Raw genomic sequence first — 22,741 nt, forward strand, 5'->3', positions numbered from 1 at the left:
GATTACAAAAGACTTTGCTGCTCCGCGGTCTTCGGAGGGTAGCCTAAGTGTTCGTAGCCGCGGGCGGTGACGATGCGTCCTCGCGGGGTACGTTCGATGAGGCCGAGCTGGAGGAGGTAGGGTTCATGCACCTCCTCTACTGTGGCCTGGTCCTCGGAGAGGGCGGCGCCGATGGTGTTGAGGCCGACGGGGCCACCGTTGAATTTGGTGATGATCACCTCAAGGAGCCTGCGGTCGGATTCGGAGAGGCCGATGTTGTCCACCCCGAGGAGCTCGAGCGCTCCTTTGACCATCTCCTCGGTAATGCTGTTCTTGTTCACTTGCGCGAAATCCCTGCAGCGCTTGAGGAGATAATTGGCCGTGCGCGGCGTGAAGCGGCTGCGACGGGCGATCTCTTCGATGGCTTTGTCCTCGATGGGAATATTAAGGAGGGAAGCGGAGCGTTCCACGATCTTGGCGATTTCTGCTTCTGAATAGAATTCTAGGCGGAAGACGCCGCCGGAGAAGCGGGAGCGCAGCGGCGCTGAGAGCATGGCGATGCGCGTGGTAGCAGCGACCAGGGTGAACGGCGGGAGCTCGAGCTGGATGGTGCGCGCGGACGGACCTTTGCCGATGATGATATTGAGCGCGCCGCTCTCCATTGCTGGATACAGCACCTCTTCGATGGTCTTGTTGAGGCGATGGATCTCGTCGATGAAGAGGATGTCGCGAGGGGAGAGGTTGGTGAGGATGGAGGCAATATCTCCCACTTTTTCGATGGCCGGTCCCGAGGTCACTTTCATCTGTGAGCCAAGCTCCTTGCTTATGAGGTGGGCGAGAGTGGTCTTACCGAGGCCTGGAGGGCCATAAAAGAGGAGATGCTCGGGCGTATGCTCGCGTTCCTTGGCCGCTGCAAGCAGGATTTTCAGGTTATCCTTGGTCTTTTCTTGCCCGATATACTCTGCCCAGGTCTGTGGGCGCAGCGCCTGGTCAAGGAAAAGCTCGTCGCGCTTGATTTCCACTCCTTCTGCCCCCAGAGCGCCGTTACTTGACATAAATTTTATTATATGCTAGCATATAGATACCCTCTTTGTGGGGCTTTGTTTTTTGAGAGCTTCCCGCATTGTATCTCACATTCGTCTCCTCCAGCGTATTACTCTCTAAGGAATTGGGTCCTCCCGGACTTACTGGTAGTTTTACGAGGACGCCCTGGTTCTCTCCCTCGCGGAGAGGTGACTGGCGCTATCCTTTGAAGACTACTTAGCTTTTAATACCCGTTATTGAAAGTATTCCTTAGAGAGTAATGTTCTGGAAGAACCTCTCTACCTACTAAAAAGCGTACTCCTCTCGGAAGCCCCTGCCCACTAGGCGAGGGGCTTTTTCCGTGTCCCCAGGATTAGCGCTCTCTATTGTAATTCAACGACGCGTTCGAGCTCTGCGAGAGAGGTCACTCCGCGCAGCGCCTTCAGCACTCCGTCCTGCGGCATGGTGAGGATGTCCTGGTCTTCGCTGGCTTTAGCGATTTCGCGCTCGCTTGGGCTGGAATTCAATACTTCTTCCACTTTCTCCGTCATGAGCACTGCTTCGAAGATGCCGATGCGTCCGCGGTAGCCGGTGCCATTACATGCGGGGCACCCGACCGGATCTTTTAGTTTGAGTTCTGTGGGAATGAGTTCGCGGCGCTTCACAGAAGTGAGGACGGCGTTCATGCGTGCCGCTTCCTCTGGTGTTGCCGCTCTTTCTTTGGCGCAGGTACCGCAGAGCTTGCGTACGAGGCGCTGTGCAAGCACGACGTTGATCGCCGAGCTTATGACTCTAGAATTCACTCCGAGGTCGATGAGGCGGGGGATGGCTCCAGCTGCGTTGTTGGTATGGAGCGTTGAGAGCACTAGGTGTCCGGTGAGGCCGGCGTTGATGGCGATGTCCGCCGTCTCGCCATCGCGGATCTCGCCGACCATGATCACGTCCGGATCCTGACGGAGCGCAGCGCGCAGCCCGGCAGCGAAAGTGTAGTTCTTGTGGTCCGCTTGGGTCTGTACGATGCCTGGCAGGTGGTACTCGATCGGGTCCTCGATGGTGATGATCTTCACTTCGGATGTGTGGATCTTTCGGAGAAAAGAGTAGAGGGTGGTCGTCTTGCCGCTGCCAGTGGGGCCGGTGGTAAGGAGCATGCCGTTCGGCTTCATGATTTCTCGCTCGATTACGGCGTAGAGCGCGGGCTCGATGCCGAGCTGATCCATGGGCACGTTGATGGTCTGCGGGTTCAATATGCGCAGGACGAGCGATTCGCCGTAGGCGCCGGGGAGTATGGAGGTACGGATCTCGATATCGCTGCCCGCCTTGATGCTGAAGCGGCCGTCTTGGGAAGTATCCTTGAGGTTGAGCTTAAGGCCGGAGATGAGTTTGAGACGGGAGAGCAGCAGAAGGAAGGTCTTGAGATCGAATGTGCTGATGTCCATGAGCACGCCGTCGAGACGATAGCGCAGGCGCACGTATGCCTCTTCCGGCTCGAGGTGAAGGTCGGAAGCTCCCACGGCGAGTGCGCCTGCGAGCATGATCTCGAGTAGGCGAGAGATGTGATAGGTTTTCTTCTCTGCGAGGACGGTCTCGACGCGGGCCCTGATGTCTTCAACCGTCTTCACTTCGTGCAGGGTCTTTTCGATGGCTTCGTTTGATATATCCACTACGCCTGCGGCGGATTCCTTAGCGAAGGAGAAATCCTTGTAGCGAGCCCAGACGTGGGCGAGGCTCGCCTTAGACACCATGAAGGAGCTTACGAGGTAGCCTTTGTCGGTGAATTCCTGGAGTATCTCCGCAGTGCGCGGGTTCTTGGGGGAGAGGACGGCGGCTTTTAGTTTCTTGCCGACAACGTCAAAGAGAGCGAGGTTGCCCTCTTCTGCAGTCGCTTCTGGGAGCAAGCGAACAGCATCGCTATTTATGGGGAGGCGGGTGAGATCGAGATAGGGGAGACCGTAGCGTTCGGAGAGGAGCTTGGCCAGCTCCTCTTCTTCGCGGCTGCGGAGGTCCGCTATCTTCTTGTCTTGCTTGTCCTCATCAAAATGAACCGCCATATATGAGCTAAGTATAGCCCGAAACAAGGCCATTTTATGCAGGTAGAGACTCTTGACAAATAAGCCATTCGTGGTATATAATTAAAGGCAGGAAAACAACCTGCTCAAGGAGGGCCTACAAAATGCGCTACCTGATTCTTGCTCTGGCGCTGCTCGTCTCTGGCTGTATCGGTCGTGACGGGCAGGGTCGTGTCGTGGCGAGCTCCACGACTTGCGGCCCCATGGGTCCCATCACAGGGTGCCCTGGCTACAAGAGCGACCCGCCGATGGGCGGCGAGGTGAGGGTGAGAACCCGCTATCCGAACTATCAGTGCTCGATCACCAGCGATCGTCTGGGGGTCGACAAGAAAGGCAGGCCGCTGGTCCTCACGACCAAGCCGATGACGTTGCCTCATGGTCCCTTCGGAGCCAGCCGCCCCGTTCGTCTGGAGGTCGACTGCTGCGACATGGAAGGGAAATATCGAGGCTTCTACCTCGATGTGGTGCCTCGTGATCAGCGGGACCTCGTGGTTCCGGACAGCTTCCAGTCGCGCAGCGCATGGGCTCCCAATCTTCGGTTTTGTCGGGAGCTCGGGCTCCTGCCCTAACCAGTTCTTCTCGCAGCCAACGACCACTATCTGTAAACAGATAGTGGTCGGCTTCGTTTTCTACTCTACGGTGCTACAATCAGCGACATGAAGGAGATCACCTCCCGCTCTCTCGCGGACACAAAAGCCTTTGCTGAGAGCCTCCTCAAGAGGCTGGTAGAGATTCCTCGTAAGAGCGCGGCGGTACTCGCCCTCTATGGAAACCTGGGGGCAGGGAAGACCGCGCTCACCAAGGAGCTGGCGCTCCTCCTTGGGGTCAAGGATACGGTTAATAGCCCCACTTTCATCCTAGAGAAGATATACAAGGTGAAGCATCCGGTCTTCGAGCGGCTCATTCATATAGATGCCTACCGCCTGGAGGAGCCGCAGGAGCTTGCTCACTTGGGCTTCACCGAACTTGCCGCAGATGGAGGGAACCTCATCGTGGTCGAATGGGCGGAGCAGGTAGAAGGACTTATTCCCGAGAGCGCGCTACGGGTGCATGCAGAGTTTGTCGACGAGACTACGCGGCGTTTTTATATTCATGACAAAGAAAGTAAAAGTTAAGAAATCTGATAAGGAGAGCCAGCCTTCGAAACGCCTCGTGCTTCTTGATGTGCACGCGATACTTCATCGCGCCTATCACGCGCTTCCTGATTTCTCTTCTGCCAAGGGGGAGCCGACCGGCGGCCTCTACGGGCTCTCCTCGATGCTCATCCGTATCATCGGCGACCTCAAGCCTGACTACCTTGCCGCCTGCTACGACCTTCCGGGACCTACGTATCGTCACGAAGCGTATGAGGGCTACAAGGCGCAGCGTAAGAAGACGGACGACGCGCTTGTGGCACAGATCATCCGTTCACGCGATGTCTTCATCGCCTTCGGCATACCTATCTACGAAGCCCCAGGGTTTGAGGCGGACGACCTCCTCGGCACCATCGCGGAGCGTATGCGCGGGGAGAATGTAGAAGTCATCGTGGCTTCCGGCGACATGGATACGCTACAGCTCGCGGAGGAAGGTCGGGTGAAGATCTATACGCTCAAGAAGGGAATCAACGACACCATCCTCTATGACGAGGAGGCGGTGCGCACCCGCTTCGGCTTCTCCCCGGAACAGTTACCTGACTACAAGGGTCTGCGTGGGGATCCCTCGGACAACATCGTGGGCGTACGCGGCATCGGAGAGAAGACGGGGAGCATGCTCATTCAGGCCTTCGGTACGATTGAGAATCTCTATAAGGCGCTCAAGAAGGACGATGCGAAACTGAAAGAGCTCAAGCTCACTCCGCGTATCCTGGAGATATTGAAGGCAGCAGAAGAAGAAGCACTCTTCTCCAAGATGCTTGCGACGATTCATAGGGACGCGCCGATTACGTTCGCTCTTCCAGAGAAGCCATGGGCGGAAGGAGTGGATATGAAGAAGATAGAGGAACTCTTCGCGGAGCTTGAGTTCCGCACGCTGCTTGCTCGTGCCAAGGCGGCGGTGAAGGGTGAGGCAGTAGAGGTTGCGCCAAAGCAGGCTTCTCTGGGGGAGGCTTTGGAGAGCGTACCGGCACTCGAGGTGCGGGAAGCGGGCGTGATGCTCTCTCTTCTTGATTCCTCGCTCCCGGAGCCGACGCTCCAAGAGATCTTACAGCACACGCGTACTAATTTTTTTGAAAAAGCCAAAGAGGTGCTTCTTGCGGATCTTAAGAAGAAGGATCTGCTCAAGGTCTTTGAAGATATCGAGAAGCCGCTTTTGCCCGTGATCATCAAGATGGAGGAGCGAGGCATCGCTGTCGACACCGACTATCTGAAGGACCTTTCCCTCGAATATCACACAGAACTCTCTAAGCTCGAGAAAGAAGTGACGGCGCTCGCAGGGGAATCCTTCAACCTCAATTCTCCTGCGCAGCTCTCCACCATCCTCTTCGACAAACTGGGGCTTTCCATTAAGAACCACAAGAAGACGGAGGGTGGCGCCAAATCCACCCGTGAGTCCGAGCTCGAGAAGCTGCGCGAGGCGCATCCCATCGTTGGCTCCCTCCTCTCATATCGCGAGCTCCAGAAGCTCCTCTCTACGTATATAGACACCATTCCCACCTTGATCGCGGGGGATGGCAGGCTGCATGCTCACTTCCTGCAGATCGGAGCTTCTACTGGACGCATGTCCTCTCAGGGTCCCAACCTTCAGAACATCCCCATCAAAACCGAACTCGGCCGCCGTATCCGTAATGCGTTCGTGGCAGCCAAGGGCTTCGCCCTCGTCTCCTTCGACTACTCTCAGATCGAACTGCGCGTAGCCGCCTTCCTCTCGGGGGATGAGAAGCTGCTTCAGATTTTTCGCGACGGACGGGACATCCATACGGAAGTGGCTGCGCAGGTATTCAAGGTGCCGCGCGAGAAGGTGGATAAGGAGATGCGCCGTAAAGCTAAGGTCATCAATTTCGGCATACTCTATGGTATGGGCGTGAACGCGCTGCGGCAGAACCTAGGCGGCTCCGCAGAAGAAGCCCGGAATTTTTATAAAGAATACTTCGAGACCTTCACTGGGCTCGCGGACTATCTGGAGAAGGTGAAAGCTGCTGCTGCACGCAAGGGATATACGGAAACCTATTTCGGACGGAAGCGCTACTTCGAAGGGCTCTCTTCCTCCATTCCATACATCAAGGCAGCCGCAGAGCGCATGGCTATCAACGCGCCGATCCAGGGTACCCAGGCGGATATCATCAAGATCGCCATGGCGCGTATCGACAATCTCATCAAGGAGAAGTACGAGGGCAAAGCATATCTTCTTCTCCAGGTGCACGACGAGCTCCTGTATGAGATAGCGGAGAAGGATTCAGGAAAGATAATCGAGGAGATCAAAGCCATCATGGAGGAAGTGCTCACTCCGGAGAAGATCGGCGGCATCACTCTAGTTGCGAACGCAGAGAAGGGTAAGAACTGGGGCGAACTTCACTAGTATGCTGATCGTACTCACCGGAGAGAATCGTCTTGGGCTCCTCACTGAGCTCGAGCGCGACATGAAGCAGCGCTCCCTTACGGAAGCAGATCGCTTCTCGGAAGATACGTTCTCGTCGGAGGTGGTGCTTGCCACTTTGGAGCAGCAAGATCTCTTCGGAGGAGGGGAGAAGGCTATCGTACTCGATCAACTCGGGAGCTTTGCAGAAGGAAAGCGGTTCCTGGAAGAAGAGGCGGAGCGCCTCTCGAGTTCTGCGAAGGCGGTCTACGCGCTCGAGTCTTCTGTGCCTGCAGCGCTCGGGAAGGTGCTTACTAAAGCAGGCGGAGAAGTCCGAACGGTGGGTATTGCCACGAAGGGGAGGAATTCTCCGCCGATCTTTGCGCTCTCTGATGCTTTGGCAGCCCGGGACAAGAAGGCTTTGTGGATCCTGTATCAGGATCTCTCTAAGTCTGCAGAGCCAGAAGAGATCGCTGGCATCTTCGTCTGGCAGCTCAAAACCATGTGGCTCGTCGCTCTCGGAGAGACGGCGGGACTTAATCCGTATGTGGTCACTAAGGCGCGCACGGCCCTCCGAAATTTCAAGAACGAGGAGATACCCAAGCTTCTTTTCAAGATGATCGGAGATTACCATCGCGGACACCGTGGGGAGGGGAGTCTCTCGCTCTCTCTAGAGCAGACGATTCTTGCTCTCTGACCAGCAGAGCTTTCCAGAAAGCCGTTTTTGTCGTAGCTTTAAGCGTGTTTCCCGCCCATAGCTCAGTCGGTAGAGCAGCTGCCTTTTAAGCAGTTGGTCGTTGGTTCGAATCCAACTGGGCGGACAGATTATCTTGCGCTTAGCGGCACTTTCCTCCAGTCGTCCTCTACTGCTTTATATTTCTCCTTACTAAAGGAAAGAATAGGGTAAGCACGTACTTGAATGTCAGTTTCTGACTCGTGGATTAGAGCGCCTAATGTGTCAAAAACCAGAGGAAAGTCCTTCTTGTTCCCTGTGATTAATAAGGAGTTAGAGTGCTGTATCACCCTTCCTGCTAAATGGAGGTCTACCGTGCTAGCTCCCTTGAAACCTTTGTGCGCGTATAGGTAAGAAAGGGTAAGTGCGTTTTCTCGAATCTTTTTGAAAATATCAGGGTGTTCAAGTGCGGGTATGAGAACTGGATAGCTCAAAAACTCCTCCAGTATTCTTCGTCGCTCAGGAAGTTGGGCGTCTCTTAAAAGTTCAAATCTGACAAGAGGATCTATTAGTAGAAATCCATTCTGGGAAATTTCAAGAAAATCTTGCAGAGCCTCATCGTCGTTGATAAGCGTGGATAGGAAATCCGTATCTAAGAATATGTTTTTCCCCGAAAGGGCTTCTCGTAGTCCTTCTGATACGTAGAAACCCTTCATTTACTTTTTCTCCTCAGTTTCCTTTTTTAATTCACGATACTTCCTCACCAGCTCGCGAATTTTTTCTAAATCCTTCTTACTCAGCGTTGTTGGTTTTTCGGGAATAGGGGCAGAGGGTTCAGGTGTATTCCCAATAAAAATAGGTAAGGCTTCTCGATGAAAGCGCTTAGTAGAGGCTGTTTTCATGTTTACAATTCTATCATTCTTGTTCTTACACATCATCCTCTTAGACGAAGAGGGAGCTATTTTCTGATATTGCCAAAAGCCTGTGGCTAGGTTTTAGAGCGGCAGATCGAAAGCAAAGAACCCAGGGCCGGTGAGAGCAAGCGAGAGGGAGATGAGAGCGACTAAGATGTACACAGTCATGCTTGCGGAACCAAAAGGTTCTTTACGGGAGAGGAAGGCGGATTTTGCAGCAAGCGCTGCGCCGATAAGCGCTACCACCTGAGTGTAGAGGCCGGCGATGAGGAGGGAACCCACGATTATTTCCATGATGCCGAGGACAGCCACAGTTTCTTTTCCAGGGAGGTTCCATTCCTCAAGACGAGCGCGGAGAGCGTGACGGCTTGAGTTAAAACAGCCTGCACCCCATAGGAGGAAGAGTGTGCCCGCAGCAAGACGGAGGAGGAGCGGAGCGGCGAGCGTATATACCAAAAGCTCAGGAAATATGCTTAACATGGGGTTATCCTAGCATATGAAGAAGTCTCCGATAACAGAAGCGGTAGTGGTACTCGAGGATATCCGGAGTGCGGAGAATGTCGGCTCTATCTTCCGTACGGCGGATGCCTGCGGCGTCTCCCGCATCTATCTCACCGGCTACACTCCACTGCCCGTAGACCGTTTCGGCCGTGCTTCCAGGGTGGGGAAGAGCGCTTTAGGGGCAGAGCACTCCGTCTCTTGGGAGAAGGCAGATATCCTGCCGCTCTTAAAGAAGCTGAAGAAGGGAGGATTTTCTATCATTGCCGTGGAGCAGTCTCCTGACTCGGTCGACTACAAGAAAATCCCCAAGAAAGAGAAACTCGCTTTCGTCTTTGGTAACGAGGTGTCGGGTGTTTCTCCTGCAACGCTGAAAAAAGCAGACGTAATCGCGGAGATCGCCATGCTCGGAGAGAAAGAATCTCTCAATGTGTCAGTGGCGGCGGGGATGGTGCTCTCGCGTACGCTCGATATCTAGTAGGTGACACTCGTCACGAGCCTGCCTTCTGCGTCCAGGATACGGATAGTCTCGCGGCGGCTCTTCCAGAGACTCTCGCCTGAGTTGAGATAGATTCTCCACTCGTTTTTGTAGAACCCTGATTTGTCCTTGCTCCCGAGGAGACAGGAGTTGTAGTTGTAGTTATTCGCAACAAAGGACTGACACTCCTGGCTGAGATTCTGGGGTATGGTCGCGGTGGGGAGGAAGCAGGAGGGGAGAGATTCTAGATAATCGAGACAACGGTCTTCGAGTTGGTTCGGCCGTTGGGGAAGCTTGTAAGTTTCCGGACGGATGCATTGCGTATCAAGAGAGGGGGTGAAGGCTTGAAGGCGGGTGAAGTAACCCATGCAGGAATTTACTCGGAAGGAATAGCCGGTGGGGGAGCGTCCGGAGACGAGGTAGAGGCGGTCGCCTCCGCGTGCGTAGATGGTCTGCTCTACATTGATGCTGCCTGCCGCGGGAAGAATTACTCCGTTAGGAATGGGGCGTCCTTTGCCAGTGCTGTCGCTCTCTATCTTCCAGCCGCTCACTGGAACAAGATCCGAGGAGGAGCCGCCGATGGATACCACTAAGTATTCGGCGTTGGGATTTGAATTGGGGTAGTAGGAATCTATTGTGACGCGGCTTCGATATGGGGAGAGGATTTCTCCTGGTCTCAGAAGTTTCTTGACCTTCTCTGTTTCTGTTCCGGAACCACTGGAGCTGCTAGAGGAAGAGCCATTGGAAGAAATGGCGTTCCACTGCATACCGATACTTCCTGTCTGTGCGTAGTTGATTGCCGCCATCAGGAAAATCACCACGAAGAATATGGTGAAGCCTCCAATACCTCCGCCGTCGCCCTCTTCTTTGTCAGCCATTGTGATTTAAGTATACCGCGACCTTCTCTTCCAAAACGTGCTTATTGTGTGAATCCGAGTTTCTCGAGCTCTTCGCGAGCGACACGCGCATCGCTCCAGGGAATCTTTGAGCCTCGTGGTCCCATGATGTAGGGATCGGTACCCTTACCGGTGATAAGTACTGCGCTCGGTCGCCCTGACTCCACGGCGCGCGAGAGGGCTCGGCGAATCGCTTCGCGGCGATCCATTACTGTCTCTACCTTGTCTGCGGGGAGGGTAATACCTCCTCGTACCTCGGTGATTATCTGCTCTGGATCTTCGTCGTAAGGATCTTCGTCGGTGAGGACGATGTGTGCACAGTGTTCACTTGCGATACCTCCCATGAGCGGGCGTTTCCATTTGTCGCGGCCACCGCCGGTGCCGGAGAGGACACAAATACGTTCCTTACCCTCGTAGGCTTTATAGATACTTTCGAGAGAGCGAGGGGTGTGAGCGTAGTCCACAATGACGTCGAATGGCTGCCCGGCGTCCACTCGCTCGGCGCGACCAGGGATACGCTCGATTGATTCCAGCCCTTCTTTTATCTGCGCTACTGGGATACCGAGTGCGTGACCTAGGGTGGCTGCGGCAAGCGCGTTATATATATTGAATACGCCTGGTAGCTTTAAATTGATTTCGGCGCCCTGGAAGGTGAAAGCGACTCCTTTGCCTTCGGCACGATGCGGTTCCGCATCCTTGATTCCATAGAGAAACTCTTCACGGATGCCGAGCTTTCGGAATCCTTCGGCTTCCTTGTCGTCTGAGTTGGCAATGAGGATGCCGCGCTTTTTACCGTTTCGTGCTACTCGCCTGCCTATCTCGTGTTTGGCGGCAACATACTTTTCGTAGGAGCCGTGGGATTCAATATGCTCCGGCTCGATATTGGTGAATACCAGAATGTCCGGATAAATGAAGCGATGGCGATATTGCACCACTCCCTCTGAGCTCATCTCCAGTACCACATGAGTAGCGCCCGCGTTCAGGGCATCGCGCAGGAAGCGCTGCAGGAAGAAGCGTCCCGGCATGGTCATCTTGTATGTGTTCTCCTTGGAGTCCGCACCTATCTTGAAGCGGAGTGTTCCTGCAAGTGCGGTGACGAATCCAGCTTTTTCCAAAACTGCATTTACCATCTCTGCGGTCGTGGTTTTTCCTTTGGAGCCGGTGACGCCGATGACGATGGGCTTCCGGGAAGGGAAGCCGTAGCGGAGAGCGCCGAGGAGTGCGAGGGAATAGTGGTAGGCGGGTCGGAGCCCTTTGAAGAGTGGGGCGGGGATAATGCGTTTGATGGTTCGAAGGAGCGATTCCATATATTTATGAGCTGAGAGCTTTGAGCGCTTCGCGGATACGCTCTTTGGTGGTGGCACCAGGTGCGCTCTTCTTGAGCGCGTCACGAATCTCACGCTCGCCGTAGCCGAGAGAGCGTAGGGCATCAAGCGCATCTGTTTCCTCGCGGAGACCGGTGCTCTCTTCAATCACTCCCATCTTCTCGCGGAGCTCGAGGACTATCTTCTCAGCAGTCTTTCTTCCGATGCCGGAGATCTTGGTGAGGTAGCCCGTGTCCCCGGAGGCTATTGCCGAGGAGAGTCGTTCGACTGAAGTAGAGGAGAGAATGCCGAGAGCTGATTTTGGACCAATGCCTGAGACACTGATGAGCTGCTCGAAGAAGCGTAGTTCCTCCTTGGAGAAGAAGCCGAAGAGATCGAGTGCGTCCTCACGTACGGCCAAGTAGGTGAAGAGGGCTACTTCCTCAGCCCCCTCCTTCTTGATCTTGGAAAGCGTGTCCTGTGCAGCAAATATGCGGTAGCCCACGCCGCCCACCTCAAGCAGGAGGCTCTTTTCTTCGAGAGAGAGGACTGAGCCTCTGAGGTAGCCGATCATGGGGCTATCATAGCGCTATTTCCGGTCTCCCACCACGAAAGACTTGCCTTTTATGGGTTTTCTCTGTACAGTGCCGCTACCTATGCCGATCACATCATCTGCCAAGAAAGCCCTCCGCGCCTCTAAGCGTAAGCGTGTGTACAACACCTTCCGCAAGGACGCCATGAAGGATGGTCTTAAGGAAATAAAGAAGCTCGTTGTTTCTGGGAAGAAAGCCGATGTTGAGAAGATGCTTGCAAACGTCGCTCAGGCCATCGACAAGGCAGCCAAGAACGGAGTCATCAAGAAGAATACGGCGAGTCGTAAGAAGTCCAGGCTTGCGAAGATGATTAAGAAGATCAAGTAACAAAAGAAAAACTCCGCTCAGGCGGAGTTTTTCTTTTGTGCCCCTGTTCGGTCTCGAACGGCGTGTGACAAGACCCCGCAAGACTTCTTTAGGGAATTTCCCTATAACAGAGCAAGGCCGCTCGGTCGGGGCTCAAATTCTGTATAATGAAAGGTATGCGTGAAGGACCTCCAAAATTTATACCGAAGGTTGAACAACAAGAAACTATTGATTCTCCAGAAAAACAGCTTGAATCAGCGCGAGTTTTTGGAGAACACTACTCGGAGGTTATTGATGCAGCATTGGGCAAAAGGGATATGAAATCATTCGAGCAGGAAAAACTTGACCCTCAATTACAACTGCTCGTGCAGCACGCTCAGATTTTTAAAGCCGAGCAGCAACAGCGTCAAACAGAGGCGCAACTGGATGCACAAGGTATGCTTTCCCAAGTATTTAAAACAGAAGAGCAACAGAAATTACTCCAGGACACAAGCAAGTATCGAATGGAGGAGTTGTCACCAGGTGTCTATGGTATTTTTGTCAATCCACAACTCGCTTCTAAACTCCGTCCTGGAGCAGCAGCAATGGCGGTGAGCCTTAAAAATGGAATCTCTTTTTTGTTTATTCAAGATCACACTGAGACTGAATTCCGCCAACAATACTTAGAGGAGAACTTGCCCCACGAAACTCACCACCTGGTGTGGGGAGCGGCGCAGAGATTAGATGCATTCCCAAACAAAGAAACCGACCCTGATTATAAGCAAAGCTTCACTCTGTTCCAAGATGAACTTCTTGCTCGCGCCAGTACAAGTGGAGCATTAGGGGGCTATACGCATATCAATAGTTTGAGTCCCGATGCTCGCGCAGAATTAGAGAGCCGAAGTCCAGGTAAGGCGCAGGCGATTATAGAACGAGTATCCTCATTGAATGAGTTTCTTATGGAATTGAACGGCTTACTAGCAAGAAGTGAAAAAGTTTCCAAAAAGGACCTTGTTCAAACAATCATGAAAGCAAAAACCTTCGACGAACTAGAGCGCGGACTACATGAGATGAAGGCGCTTGTTGAAAAATTTCCTCTTAAGGAATTGGAGCAAAACGATGGTTGGGGCTCTTTTACTACGTAGCTAATAAGCAGACCCGCTCGGTCACTCGACTTAGCACTAGCTGGTGCCCTCGGCAGGAATCGAACCTGCATCACCTCCTTCGGAGGGAGATATCCTATCCATTGAACGACGGGGGCAGGTCTCGAGAGTATATTTCGAGGCTCCTCAATGTGCTCTCGGCAGGAATCGAACCTACATTATCAGCTCCGCAAGCTGATGTCCTATCCATTGAACGACGAGAGCTTCATACGCCTTACTACAAAGCGTTGTGGAGCCTACGCTACCACAGCTCTCCTAGAATCCCAAACGCTCGGCGAGGAGATATATCCAAGGTTCCTCGTGCTCTACTGCGGGGAGGTATTCCTCCAGGTATTCACGTACCACTTCGGTGGGGTAGCCGACTACGGGTATTACGATGTATGGCATGAAGCGGCGCTTAGAGACGAGAATGATCTTCTCTTGACGCACACCGTCGGTGACCCAATAGGAGCGGAGAGAGGGAAAGGGATAGAGGGTGTCTCCCGCAACGATTCCTTCGGGGCTGATTGAGTATTCGATCTCGTGAGGAGGACGAAGTGCGAAGAGGGCCAGGATGCCGCCAGAGAGGATGAGGATGATCGCAAAGAGTGCGTCATCGAGATAGATGGCTACTGCGGATCCTGCGATGACGAGGAGTCCTAAGCCCCAGAACCAATCCACGCTCCTCGGGTGGTGAGTGTATTCCGGAGCTGACCAGACCAAGCGATCTTCTTCCATGTTCGCTTAATCTTATCATCCTTCCGCTGTGGAAGAGAGCGTTGTGGGCTGTAACGGTCGAGCGTATGATGAGCGCATATGAATACAATAGATACGTGGCCGGTATTGATGAAAACTCTGCCCACTATGCCTCCGTGGGTGATCGCTTTAGGAACGGTGGTCGTCGTGTGGTTCGTTGTAGCGATGGTGCTCAAGGTGTATGTACTGTGGCATTCGGCGCGTAGGGGGGAGAGGTGGTGGTTCATCGGACTTTTCTTCATCAACACTCTTGGAATTCTTGAACTTATCTACTTGGCGCGCCACCGCATGAGCTCAACCTCACCAGTAATTCCTCCTGCGTCCAAAACCTGGCAATAAGGGTTTCGCCGCGTATACTATCGTCGTCTTATCCGCCCGCAGGGGCGGATTGACCTAGGAGGGGTCGGATAGTGGTTCATTCCAGCGCACTTGAAATGCGCCAAACCGCAAGGTTTCGTGAGTTCGAATCTCACCCCCTCCGCAACGTAATGTCACTGGCCTGTACGAAGATATACTCAAATCATGAATACCTTATATTTAATTGGGGGCTCTCCTAGATGCGGGAAGACAACCATTTTTAATTCGTTCATTAGTAAAAAACCGATGATTGCAATTCCAACCGATGCAATCAGAGCGGGAGTACGATACCTAAATAAACACAATCGTATCAATTTTTCTGAAGATGAGATTGAGAACAATCTACCTTGGGAAATGATAGTTGGATTAATCCATCGGTATGACCATAAAAACATACCCCTCATTATTGAAGGGGTCGTGATTACTCCAGAGCGAGTCAAAAACTTAAAGTTGGAAAATTTGAAATTGCAGGCGGTATTTGTTGGTTTCACCGAAGAAGCTCATATAGAAAAAATAATACAGTATGGACAAGCTGAAAAAGACTGGGTTTATGGCCATATAAAAAATAATAATGGCGATGATACGGAAATCAGAAAAATGTTCAAAAGTTTACAAGAGAAAAATAAGCTAACCAAAGAAAAAGCTGAAGAGTATGGATTTGGTTTCTTCTCTCCTGAGAATTTACCTTTCGATGAATACTGCAATAAGGTTGTACAAAACCTGTTAAGCTAAGGAGATGAAAATCCTCGGTGTCGATTACGGCAGCAGGCGTGTGGGTATAGCAATCTCGGATGAGGGTGCGCAGTTTGCGTTCCCAAAGAAAGTGATTCTCGCGACAGGTGATCTCTCGGAGAATATCGCTATGCTGGCCTCTGCCGAGGGGGCGAGTGTGGTGGTGATAGGGGAGTCGATCAACTTCGGTGGGGAGGATAATTCTGTGATGGGTGCGATACGCTCTCTTTCTGCCGATCTCATGGAGCGAGGATTGGAAGTGGTACTTGAGCCGGAATACTTTTCTTCGGCGGAGGCTTCTCGCTTCCAGGGAGAAAGGGATGATATCGACGCCTCCGCTGCGGCCATCATCCTTCAGCGATATTTAGACAAACATCAGGATTCCCGCTAATCTGCGCATATGATTTCCATAGACGATTTTAAAAAGGTAGAGATTCGAGTAGGGAAGATTCTTTCTGCCGAGAAAGTGACTGACGCAGACAAGCTCTTGCGTCTCTCTGTGGATTTTGGGCTGAAGCTGTCAGTTAACGAAGACGGTTCGCCTAAGACAGAAGCGGATATTCGGCAGATAGTCTCCGGTATTTCGGCGTATTTTCCCGACCCCTCTACTCTAGTGGGGAAGAACTGTCCGTTTGCGGTCAACCTGGAGCCACGCATGATCCGCGGACTCGAAAGCAACGGCATGATACTTGCAGTGGGGAACGCAGACGGCTTTTTCTCTCTTCTTGAGTCCTCCTCAGACACTCCTCCTGGCAGTACTGTGAAGTGAAGTCTCTCTCTGAGTATTTACGTGCGGTATACTATTAAGAACGCGCCACAGCGTTCCTTATGGATACTGCGTTCTTTTCTCCGCACAATCGCTTTTTTGCACTTTTTCCGCCACCCTCTCTCCTCGCGGCTCCCTTTGCTGCTGTCTGGTTCTCTTCCGACTCCCTCGTTCTCATAGAATTCGCTGTAGGTTCCCAGGGACCATATTTTTCGCGCCTCATAAAGAAGGATCTTGCTCCTGGGGTGCTAGAGGGTGGCACTGTCGTGGATGAAGCTGGACTCGCCCTCGCTCTGCGTGAACTTCAGAGAGAGAGCGGTTTTCGCCGCATACGCCTGGTTCTTCCAGACGAGAAGATCTATCTCTTTACTGTTGGCGTGCCGATGCTCTCGCCCAAGGAGACGAGGGACAACATCTCTTTCCAGATAGAGGAGAATGTTCCACTGACGCTTGAAGAGTGTGTGTTTGATTACAGCGTGATTCCTGAGGGATCCATTCATGGTATCCGTGTGCCGCGCCGCGCTGCGGTCGTCGTTCTGGAGAAAGCTATTCTTGACCCATACCTCCGGGCTGCTACTGCCGCTTCGTTCCAAGTTCTTTCCGTGGAAGCAGAGAGTCAGGCGCTCGCGCGAGCAGTGATACCTTTTGATACTGAGGAGAGTCGGCTCTTGGTGCATATCGGGAAAAATGGCGCAGGCATCCATATCGTCGCCCGCGGGGTGGTGCAGTACGCGTCCTCTGTTGATATCGGAGAGACGTCCTTTGATGCGGCGCTCAAGAAATCTTTCCCTGAGGCGACCCCGCAAGCCATTACCGAGATGAAGCGAGCGCATTCCTTCACTGGAGCACCCAAGGAAAAGGAATTCGTTTCGGCTCTCGTGGGCAGCGTCTCTGCGCTCCAGGATGAAGTCAGCCGCCGCTATCTCTACTGGCACTCCCGTGAGGAGGTGGAGGCGGCGGCACATCCTCCCATCGCCTCGGTGACTCTCTCGGGTGCTCCTGCTGTACTGAAGGGACTCGCCGAGCACCTCTCTGAAGGCTTACGAATTCCGGTAACGATAGCTGATCCGTGGATCAATGCGCCACTGCGAAAAAAGGGAGTACCTCCTATCCCTCTGCCAGAAGCTCTGGGGAGAGCCGCGGCCATCGGAGGCGCGCTTCGTGGACTCACTCATTCTTTGTATGCATAATCTTCTTCCTGAAAAAGAAAAGAGCGCAGTGTCCACTGATTATATCCTCCGTCTCGCGACGGCCGGTTTCCTTGGATTAGGTGCCGTAGCTTTTGCGGGCATACTCCTCCTTCTTCCTGCATACGGATACCTCTCTGCTCGCGCAGAGATCGCTGCGACCACTTCTCCTTCCTTACTTGTTGAGAAGATCCTCGGCGAGGAGGCGGCACTCCGTCTCACTAAGGAGATGCTCTCGCTCGTTCCGCCAGAGGGTGGAAACCTCTCTCCGAGTAATGTGCTCTTACGCTTGCGTGCGTCGGTAGCTTCTACTCAGGGTATCAATCTGACCTTCATTGGCTATCAGGCTGCTGGAGGTGTTTCTGTTCGGGGAGTCGCGCAGACACGGGATGCTCTCATTGCCTTCGGCAAAGTGCTCAAGGCTGATCCCGTGCTTTCCGACATCTCCATACCTGTCGAACTTCTGGCTAAGAGTCGGGATATTACTTTCGAGCTCCGTGGCACGATAAAATACTGATATGAAGCGAACCTCATTCATATGCATCGGGGCCCTGCTCTTCGCTCTCGCGACTTCCTTTGGGTATCTGTGGACCTATCAACGCCTCGATCTAATGCGCTCCGGGGTCTTTCTTCGTGAGAGTGCGGCGAGTGAACAGAAGCTTCAAGAATCTCGAGGTGGTGGTGTGCGTCAGCTCTTTGCCTCTACGATGCTCGAACGCGCCACTCTTGAGCAGTATTTTGTGCACCAAGATGAAGTCGCGGGGATCGTAAGTCGTCTGGAGAAGCTCGGTGCCGAGAGCGGAGTAGTAGCTGAAGTGAGTGGTATCGGAATCGAAGGGGGAAGCTCTTCTAAGCTCGAGGGCGGCGTGCGTTCTGTAGATATTACCCTTCAAGGTGTCGGCACACGTGCTGCTGCTGAGGATTTCCTGAGACGTCTTGAACTCTTCCCGCAGGTACTCTCTGTAAAGGAGGTGAGTCTGGAGAAATTGGTGAACCTCGAAACCAGGGGAGAGAAGTGGAGGCTTGCGGCAAGCCTCCGTATTGGAGTCATTCATCAATGAATATGAGATTCTCATCAACAGAACTCTTTGCTTCCATCAATCCGTACCGTGATTGGTTTCTGGTTCTTATGTTTCTAATCCTCGCCGCTGTCGGCGTTGCGGTCTTGGATGCTCGGTTCTTCTTGAGTGCCACCAGAGACGGAGGTGGTGACAGCAAGCAGTTCTCAAGTGTTGAGTTCGATAAGAAGGAGCTCGTTCGTGCCACCACTATGCTTCAAGAGAAAGAGCAGCGGTTCAACGCGTTGAGGAGGTAGGCTTGGTGAGGTAAGATGCGCTAACTGCCATAGGAAGAAACCCTATGTTCAGTTGAAAGGAGGAAGGTAAGACTCCCCGTAGTTCAATGGATAGAACAGGAGACTTCTAAGCTCTTAATGGGGGTTCGATTCCCTCCGGGGGGAGAGACGAGTATTTACATGGGTGTGCGGGTATGCGAATGTGGTGTGACGGGCGGTTAGCTCAGTTGGTAGAGCAACTCATTTACACTGAGAAGGTCGGGGGTTCAAGTCCCTCACCGCCCACATTTCCGATTCCTTCAGGTTCTGGTACCCTCTATAGTGGGTTATAGGGGAGGTTGTGATGACGAGACTCCACGCTGCACCGATGTCCGATGGTCCGCAGTCAGACCCTATCGGAGCTTTGGAAGATATGGCGAACAGGGAGAATTGGAGTTATTACTTCTCTCCCTCTTTGTTCGCTTCGGATGGAAGAAGTATAACCATCGCTCTTCTGGGTCGTTACGGCGATCTGGAGTTTTCCTACGAATGGAACGAGGAAGCGCGCCTGCTCGGTGTCTCCTGCTGTATCGACCCTCGAATTCCTTGGGAAAGGAGAAAGCAAGTAAGGTCGTTTCTAGATCGTGTCGAGAAAGTTCGTACGTCCATGAAGCGCTCAGGGTCGTTCGATATGAGGGACGACTTCCTTTGGTTCTGGGAACATCTTTCGCGGGACGAGTCTCCTAAGTCCCCGACTTGGGAGATCCTGATCGCGGAGTCCTTGGCCGACGCTCTCGAGCACTGCAACGCCTTGATGCCTCTCTTCCTTAAGACGGCTTGGGGGAGCGGCGACTTCAACCAAAAGATCATTCGCTTAGTTCTTGAGGAGGTGAAGGGAACAGCTTAATTCACACGGCGGGCCATCTTCTGGGGCCCGCCGTCATTGCTTTTAAACCCTTCTTCTCGCATCATATCCGCTATGTCTCAAGAAGAAGCTGTAATCCCGAAGTGTGTAGGTATCATCATGGATGGCAATCGTCGTTGGGCCAAGGAGCAGGGGCTACCGACTCTCGAAGGTCATCGTGCTGGCTACCAGAAGCTCAAGGATTTCTTGAAATGGAATGACGAGCTCGGGGTGAAGTGCGTGATGGTCTATGCCTTCTCTTCGGAGAACTGGAAGCGCGATCCTAGTGAGGTTTCCTACCTCATGGATCTCTTCCGGGAAGCACTGCGCAGTGTGGAGGAACTTAATGAGAGGGGTTCATTTCGAATTCTTGGCGACACCTCTCGCTTACCGGAGGATATCCAGGACATGGTCAAAGAGGTAGAAGCGCGTACGGCCGGGAAAGAAGGTCTCACGCTCGCTCTCGCCATCTCCTATGGCGGTCGCGATGAAATACTTCGTGCAGTGAAGAGTATGGTCGAAGAAAAAATCTCAGAAGAGGGGGTGACCGAAGAATCCTTTGCTGCGCATCTCTCCACTCACGGCTTGCCGGATCCGGACATGATCATCCGTACGAGCGGGGAACAGCGTCTCTCCGGCTTCCTCCCATGGCAGTCTGTGTATAGCGAATTCTTCTTCCCAAAAACACATTGGCCCGCGCTTACTAAAGAGGAATTTCTTGAAATGATAGAAACATATGGCAAAAGACATCGCCGCTTCGGCGCCTGATATACCGGTAGTCTATGAAGACGAAGATGTGGTGGTGATAAATAAGCCGGCAGGGCTTCTGGTGCATCCTGATGGTAAATCCACAGAGCCTACAGTGTGCGACTGGGTGCTTGCTCACTATCCTCAGATGGCAGGCGTTGGGGAGCCGCTCGTGCTTTCTTCGGGTGTCGTGATCGATCGTCCGGGCATCGTGCATCGCATCGATCGGGAGACGTCTGGAGCTCTCGTCATTGCCAAGAATGAGAAGACTTTTAATTCGCTCAAGCAGCAGTTCAAGGACCACGTGGTGGAGAAGCGCTACCGCGCCTTCGTCTATGGAAAGGTGATGCGCGCTTTTGGCACAATCGACCGGGCATTAGGGCGCAGCAAGAAGGATTTCCGACAGTATACTGATCCACTCCATGCTCGTGGCGAGATGCGCCCGGCGCTGACCCACTTCGCCCTCCTTAAGGCGGGGGAGAAGTTCTCATATCTCGAAGCCTCTCCTAAGACCGGGCGTACCCATCAGATCAGGGTCCACCTCAAGTCCATCCAGCACCCCATCGTCTGCGACCGAGTATACGCGGGGGATCGTCCTTGTGAGCTCGGCTTCGGCAGGCTAGCCCTCCATGCTCATACGGTCGCTTTTACCCTCCCGGGAGGTCGCAGGGTTTCTGCGGAGGCCCCTCTCCCTGAGGACTTCCTTAGGGCCGAGAAACTCATCTAGATCCTGTTGCAGGGCCGCTCCCTGTGTGTTAGAGTCTCCCGCATGACCAGACTCGGAGTCACTCCGGTAGCCATTGAAGAGCGCAAGAAGCTCGACCTTCGTTCGGGCGATACTGTGCGCGTGTGGCAGAAGATCGTGGAAGGCGGCAAGACCCGCCTCCAGGCCTTTGAAGGCCTCATCCTCGCCGTGAAGCATGGCGAGGAGATCGGCGGCACCTTCACTGTGCGCAAGGTAGCGAGCGGTGTTGGCGTGGAGAAGATCTTCCCGCTCTATTCTCCGCTCATCGATCGCGTGGAGGTGGTGCGCCGCGCTAAAGTGCGTAGGGCTAAGCTCTACTACATCCGCGACAAGGCTTCCCGCGAGATTCGCCGCCAGATGCGCAACGAGCGCACGGTGAAGGCCGTTCCGGTAGCTAAGGCGGAGAAGGAAGAAGCGTCTGAAGAGAAGTAGGAAAGAAAAGAGCCCTCGAGGGCTCTTTTAAAAATAGAGAACTGTATTATAGTAGGACGGTTCTCGCATCTGCCCAGGTGGTGTAATTGGTAAACACGTACGCTTGAGGTGCGTATGCCGAAAGGCGTGGAGGTTCAAGTCCTCTCCTGGGCACCAGTAAAGCCGGCGAAAGCCGGCTTTTGCGTGCCTGGGTTCTTTCCTCTTTACGTATTTTCATAACCCTGTAATCTCCTCTGTATGATCATCGGCATCACCGGCACTATCGGAGCAGGCAAGGGTACCGTTGTCGATTATCTGGTTAAGGAAAGGGGCTTCAAACATCATTCTGCTCGAGCCATGATTCTTCGGGAGATAGAGCGCCGCGGGCTCCCAAGGGACCGCGATAGCATGAGACTTGTTGCTAATGAACTGCGCCAGAGTGGCGGGCCTTCTGCCGTGGCCGAAGCCCTCTTGAAGGAGGCAGAAGAAGACGGAGGCGATGCCATCATTGAATCTTTACGAGCGATCGGTGAAGCGGAGTTCCTGAAGCCTCGAGGAGTGAAGATTCTGGCGGTGGACGCTGATCGTCCTGTTCGTTACGAACGAGTAGTGCTTCGGGGTTCCGAGACAGATCATATTTCTTTTGAAGAATTCTGCGTGCAAGAAGATCGGGAGATGGCTTCGACGGAGCCGTGGGACATGAATATCTTTGGAGTCATGGAGCGCTCTGACGTGACAATTCTCAATAATGGCACTCCGGAAGAACTTTTTATCCAAGTGGACAAGATGCTTGCTGAGCTCGGCTATTCTAAATAAAAATTTTTATCATGCTCTATACCGGGAAAGGGGATAAAGGGGATACGGGGTTTTTCGCCTCAAGTCAGCGGATCTCCAAGAGTTCGGCTATTGCGGAGTCCCTCGGCTCACTTGATGAAGTAAATTCCTTTTTGGGTTTCGCTAAGCTCAAGAGTAGGGAAGCAGGCTTCGCCCTCTCCTCCGGGACGCTCTTTGAGGACGTCGCTCACGATCTCCAGCAGAGCCTCTTCATCGTGCAGGCCGAGATCGCGGGTACTCCCATGTCGGTGCCGGAAGCCAAGGTGCGCCAGTTGGAAGCGTGGATCGGGGAGATTGAGAAAGAGCTGCCCCCTATCCGCACCTTCTTCATCTCTGGCGGAACGGAGCTCTCTTCTCTTTTCGACTTTGCGCGTACGCTTGCCCGTCGGGCCGAGCGTCGCGCGGTAGAGGTGAAGGAGTCCGGCAAGGAGCTCGGGGAATGGACGCTCGCCTTCCTCAATCGGCTTTCAAGCATGCTCTATGCGCTCGCTCGACTTTCGAATCATAAATCTGGTATAACGGAGCAGCCTCCGACGTACCGGTAGGCTTCGGCAACATGGTGCCTATGGTGTAACGGTTAACACTAGAGCTTGTGGAGCTCTCAATCAGGGTTCGATTCCCTGTAGGCACCCATAAATACAAAAAGACCCTTTCTGGGGGTCTTTTTGTATTTGAAACGACCCTCTCCT

Annotated in this window: 30 protein-coding genes and 8 tRNA genes; 27 read left to right on the forward strand and 11 right to left on the reverse strand. The window is 53.3% G+C overall.

Annotation, left to right across the window (positions count from 1 at the left end):
* Positions 1 to 2: 2 nt before the first annotated feature.
* Both ruvB and K8Q93_01085 read right to left on the reverse strand, forming a co-directional pair.
* A complete protein-coding gene (ruvB, locus tag K8Q93_01080; GenBank protein MCE9643829.1) occupies positions 3 to 1,034 on the reverse strand; it encodes a Holliday junction branch migration DNA helicase RuvB in 1,032 nt (343 codons plus the stop codon).
* Between the two features lie 351 nt (positions 1,035 to 1,385).
* A complete protein-coding gene (locus K8Q93_01085) occupies positions 1,386 to 3,050 on the reverse strand; it encodes a GspE/PulE family protein (GenBank protein MCE9643830.1) in 1,665 nt (554 codons plus the stop codon).
* A gap of 122 nt (positions 3,051 to 3,172) precedes the next feature.
* On the opposite strand from K8Q93_01085, the gene K8Q93_01090 reads away from it, so the two are divergent.
* From K8Q93_01090 to K8Q93_01110, 5 genes are all read left to right on the forward strand, one after another.
* Positions 3,173 to 3,637: a hypothetical protein gene (locus K8Q93_01090; GenBank protein MCE9643831.1), complete on the forward strand. Its 465-nt coding sequence runs from the start codon at positions 3,173 to 3,175 to the stop codon at positions 3,635 to 3,637.
* Between the two features lie 87 nt (positions 3,638 to 3,724).
* Entirely contained in the window at positions 3,725 to 4,183 is a 459-nt protein-coding gene (gene tsaE / locus K8Q93_01095; protein ID MCE9643832.1) for a tRNA (adenosine(37)-N6)-threonylcarbamoyltransferase complex ATPase subunit type 1 TsaE, read from the forward strand.
* Positions 4,161 to 6,560 carry a hypothetical protein gene (locus tag K8Q93_01100; GenBank protein MCE9643833.1) on the forward strand — a complete coding sequence of 800 codons (2,400 nt, stop codon included), beginning with the start codon at positions 4,161 to 4,163 and terminating at the stop codon, positions 6,558 to 6,560. The genes tsaE and K8Q93_01100 overlap by 23 nt, the downstream gene beginning before the upstream one ends.
* A gap of 1 nt (position 6,561) precedes the next feature.
* Positions 6,562 to 7,254: a hypothetical protein gene (locus K8Q93_01105; GenBank protein ID MCE9643834.1), complete on the forward strand. Its 693-nt coding sequence runs from the start codon at positions 6,562 to 6,564 to the stop codon at positions 7,252 to 7,254.
* Positions 7,255 to 7,305: 51 nt separating this feature from the next.
* Positions 7,306 to 7,378 (forward strand) — tRNA-Lys (locus K8Q93_01110).
* Positions 7,379 to 7,382: 4 nt separating this feature from the next.
* On the opposite strand, the gene K8Q93_01115 is transcribed toward K8Q93_01110, so the two are convergent.
* The 3 genes from K8Q93_01115 to K8Q93_01125 form a co-directional block, all read right to left on the reverse strand.
* Positions 7,383 to 7,946 (reverse strand): hypothetical protein, encoded by a 564-nt coding sequence (locus K8Q93_01115; GenBank protein MCE9643835.1) that lies wholly within the window; start codon positions 7,944 to 7,946, stop codon positions 7,383 to 7,385.
* Complete coding sequence (locus tag K8Q93_01120; protein ID MCE9643836.1) at positions 7,947 to 8,132, reverse strand: hypothetical protein; 186 nt, start codon at positions 8,130 to 8,132, stop codon at positions 7,947 to 7,949.
* Between the two features lie 93 nt (positions 8,133 to 8,225).
* Complete coding sequence (locus K8Q93_01125; protein MCE9643837.1) at positions 8,226 to 8,624, reverse strand: DoxX family membrane protein; 399 nt, start codon at positions 8,622 to 8,624, stop codon at positions 8,226 to 8,228.
* Between the two features lie 16 nt (positions 8,625 to 8,640).
* On the opposite strand from K8Q93_01125, the gene K8Q93_01130 reads away from it, so the two are divergent.
* Positions 8,641 to 9,120: a TrmH family RNA methyltransferase gene (locus tag K8Q93_01130; protein MCE9643838.1), complete on the forward strand. Its 480-nt coding sequence runs from the start codon at positions 8,641 to 8,643 to the stop codon at positions 9,118 to 9,120.
* Here K8Q93_01130 and K8Q93_01135 read toward each other — a convergent pair.
* The 3 genes from K8Q93_01135 to ruvA are packed head-to-tail and all read right to left on the reverse strand — an operon-like array spanning position 9,117 to position 11,894.
* Positions 9,117 to 9,998 carry a hypothetical protein gene (locus K8Q93_01135; GenBank protein MCE9643839.1) on the reverse strand — a complete coding sequence of 294 codons (882 nt, stop codon included), beginning with the start codon at positions 9,996 to 9,998 and terminating at the stop codon, positions 9,117 to 9,119. The genes K8Q93_01130 and K8Q93_01135 overlap by 4 nt on opposite strands.
* Before the next feature lie 41 nt (positions 9,999 to 10,039).
* Positions 10,040 to 11,323, reverse strand: coding sequence for a UDP-N-acetylmuramyl-tripeptide synthetase (gene murE, locus K8Q93_01140; protein MCE9643840.1), 1,284 nt, complete (start codon positions 11,321 to 11,323; stop codon positions 10,040 to 10,042).
* Between the two features lie 4 nt (positions 11,324 to 11,327).
* Positions 11,328 to 11,894: a Holliday junction branch migration protein RuvA gene (gene ruvA / locus K8Q93_01145; GenBank protein ID MCE9643841.1), complete on the reverse strand. Its 567-nt coding sequence runs from the start codon at positions 11,892 to 11,894 to the stop codon at positions 11,328 to 11,330.
* Positions 11,895 to 11,976: 82 nt separating this feature from the next.
* On the opposite strand from ruvA, the gene rpsT reads away from it, so the two are divergent.
* Together rpsT and K8Q93_01155 are read left to right on the forward strand one after the other, a co-directional pair.
* On the forward strand, positions 11,977 to 12,240 hold the full coding sequence (rpsT, locus tag K8Q93_01150) for a 30S ribosomal protein S20 (protein ID MCE9643842.1): 264 nt from the start codon (positions 11,977 to 11,979) through the stop codon (positions 12,238 to 12,240).
* Between the two features lie 155 nt (positions 12,241 to 12,395).
* Positions 12,396 to 13,343 carry a hypothetical protein gene (locus tag K8Q93_01155; protein ID MCE9643843.1) on the forward strand — a complete coding sequence of 316 codons (948 nt, stop codon included), beginning with the start codon at positions 12,396 to 12,398 and terminating at the stop codon, positions 13,341 to 13,343.
* A gap of 41 nt (positions 13,344 to 13,384) precedes the next feature.
* Here K8Q93_01155 and K8Q93_01160 read toward each other — a convergent pair.
* The 3 genes from K8Q93_01160 to K8Q93_01170 form a co-directional block, all read right to left on the reverse strand.
* Positions 13,385 to 13,459: transfer RNA gene (locus K8Q93_01160), tRNA-Arg, on the reverse strand.
* Positions 13,460 to 13,493: 34 nt separating this feature from the next.
* Positions 13,494 to 13,565 (reverse strand) — tRNA-Arg (locus K8Q93_01165).
* A gap of 51 nt (positions 13,566 to 13,616) precedes the next feature.
* Positions 13,617 to 14,078: a hypothetical protein gene (locus tag K8Q93_01170; protein MCE9643844.1), complete on the reverse strand. Its 462-nt coding sequence runs from the start codon at positions 14,076 to 14,078 to the stop codon at positions 13,617 to 13,619.
* Between the two features lie 78 nt (positions 14,079 to 14,156).
* Here K8Q93_01170 and K8Q93_01175 point away from each other — a divergent pair, with 78 nt between their 5' ends.
* The 19 genes from K8Q93_01175 (at position 14,157) to K8Q93_01265 (ending at position 22,683) form a co-directional block, all read left to right on the forward strand.
* Entirely contained in the window at positions 14,157 to 14,435 is a 279-nt protein-coding gene (locus K8Q93_01175; GenBank protein MCE9643845.1) for a DUF5652 family protein, read from the forward strand.
* A 57-nt stretch (positions 14,436 to 14,492) separates the two neighbouring features.
* Positions 14,493 to 14,577 (forward strand) — tRNA-Ser (locus tag K8Q93_01180).
* A 41-nt stretch (positions 14,578 to 14,618) separates the two neighbouring features.
* On the forward strand, positions 14,619 to 15,185 hold the full coding sequence (locus K8Q93_01185) for a hypothetical protein (protein ID MCE9643846.1): 567 nt from the start codon (positions 14,619 to 14,621) through the stop codon (positions 15,183 to 15,185).
* 4 nt (positions 15,186 to 15,189) lie between these two features.
* Positions 15,190 to 15,576, forward strand: coding sequence for a RuvX/YqgF family protein (locus K8Q93_01190; GenBank protein ID MCE9643847.1), 387 nt, complete (start codon positions 15,190 to 15,192; stop codon positions 15,574 to 15,576).
* A gap of 9 nt (positions 15,577 to 15,585) precedes the next feature.
* Entirely contained in the window at positions 15,586 to 15,954 is a 369-nt protein-coding gene (locus tag K8Q93_01195; protein MCE9643848.1) for a hypothetical protein, read from the forward strand.
* A 59-nt stretch (positions 15,955 to 16,013) separates the two neighbouring features.
* Positions 16,014 to 17,141 carry a pilus assembly protein PilM gene (gene pilM / locus K8Q93_01200; GenBank protein ID MCE9643849.1) on the forward strand — a complete coding sequence of 376 codons (1,128 nt, stop codon included), beginning with the start codon at positions 16,014 to 16,016 and terminating at the stop codon, positions 17,139 to 17,141.
* On the forward strand, positions 17,134 to 17,655 hold the full coding sequence (locus tag K8Q93_01205; GenBank protein MCE9643850.1) for a hypothetical protein: 522 nt from the start codon (positions 17,134 to 17,136) through the stop codon (positions 17,653 to 17,655). The genes pilM and K8Q93_01205 overlap by 8 nt, the downstream gene beginning before the upstream one ends.
* Before the next feature lies 1 nt (position 17,656).
* Positions 17,657 to 18,199, forward strand: a complete 543-nt coding sequence (locus K8Q93_01210) for a hypothetical protein (protein MCE9643851.1) — start codon at positions 17,657 to 17,659, stop codon at positions 18,197 to 18,199.
* A 2-nt stretch (positions 18,200 to 18,201) separates the two neighbouring features.
* A complete protein-coding gene (locus K8Q93_01215) occupies positions 18,202 to 18,453 on the forward strand; it encodes a hypothetical protein (GenBank protein MCE9643852.1) in 252 nt (83 codons plus the stop codon).
* Positions 18,454 to 18,525: 72 nt separating this feature from the next.
* Positions 18,526 to 18,597 (forward strand) — tRNA-Arg (locus K8Q93_01220).
* 47 nt (positions 18,598 to 18,644) lie between these two features.
* Positions 18,645 to 18,717 (forward strand) — tRNA-Val (locus tag K8Q93_01225).
* A gap of 58 nt (positions 18,718 to 18,775) precedes the next feature.
* Positions 18,776 to 19,318, forward strand: a complete 543-nt coding sequence (locus K8Q93_01230; protein ID MCE9643853.1) for a hypothetical protein — start codon at positions 18,776 to 18,778, stop codon at positions 19,316 to 19,318.
* Positions 19,319 to 19,390: 72 nt separating this feature from the next.
* Positions 19,391 to 20,083: a di-trans,poly-cis-decaprenylcistransferase gene (uppS, locus tag K8Q93_01235; protein ID MCE9643854.1), complete on the forward strand. Its 693-nt coding sequence runs from the start codon at positions 19,391 to 19,393 to the stop codon at positions 20,081 to 20,083.
* Positions 20,052 to 20,789, forward strand: coding sequence for an RNA pseudouridine synthase (locus K8Q93_01240; GenBank protein MCE9643855.1), 738 nt, complete (start codon positions 20,052 to 20,054; stop codon positions 20,787 to 20,789). Before uppS ends, K8Q93_01240 begins: the two co-directional genes overlap by 32 nt.
* Before the next feature lie 42 nt (positions 20,790 to 20,831).
* Complete coding sequence (gene rplS / locus K8Q93_01245; GenBank protein MCE9643856.1) at positions 20,832 to 21,239, forward strand: 50S ribosomal protein L19; 408 nt, start codon at positions 20,832 to 20,834, stop codon at positions 21,237 to 21,239.
* Positions 21,240 to 21,310: 71 nt separating this feature from the next.
* Positions 21,311 to 21,395 (forward strand) — tRNA-Leu (locus tag K8Q93_01250).
* Positions 21,396 to 21,476: 81 nt separating this feature from the next.
* On the forward strand, positions 21,477 to 22,034 hold the full coding sequence (locus tag K8Q93_01255) for an AAA family ATPase (protein MCE9643857.1): 558 nt from the start codon (positions 21,477 to 21,479) through the stop codon (positions 22,032 to 22,034).
* A gap of 11 nt (positions 22,035 to 22,045) precedes the next feature.
* Complete coding sequence (locus K8Q93_01260) at positions 22,046 to 22,597, forward strand: cob(I)yrinic acid a,c-diamide adenosyltransferase (protein MCE9643858.1); 552 nt, start codon at positions 22,046 to 22,048, stop codon at positions 22,595 to 22,597.
* A 14-nt stretch (positions 22,598 to 22,611) separates the two neighbouring features.
* A tRNA-His gene (locus K8Q93_01265) sits at positions 22,612 to 22,683 on the forward strand.
* Positions 22,684 to 22,741: the final 58 nt, after the last annotated feature.

The organism is Candidatus Parcubacteria bacterium, from assembly GCA_021414235.1.
Lineage (GTDB): Bacteria > Patescibacteriota > Minisyncoccia > Phycocordibacterales > JAKFXT01 > JAIOOV01.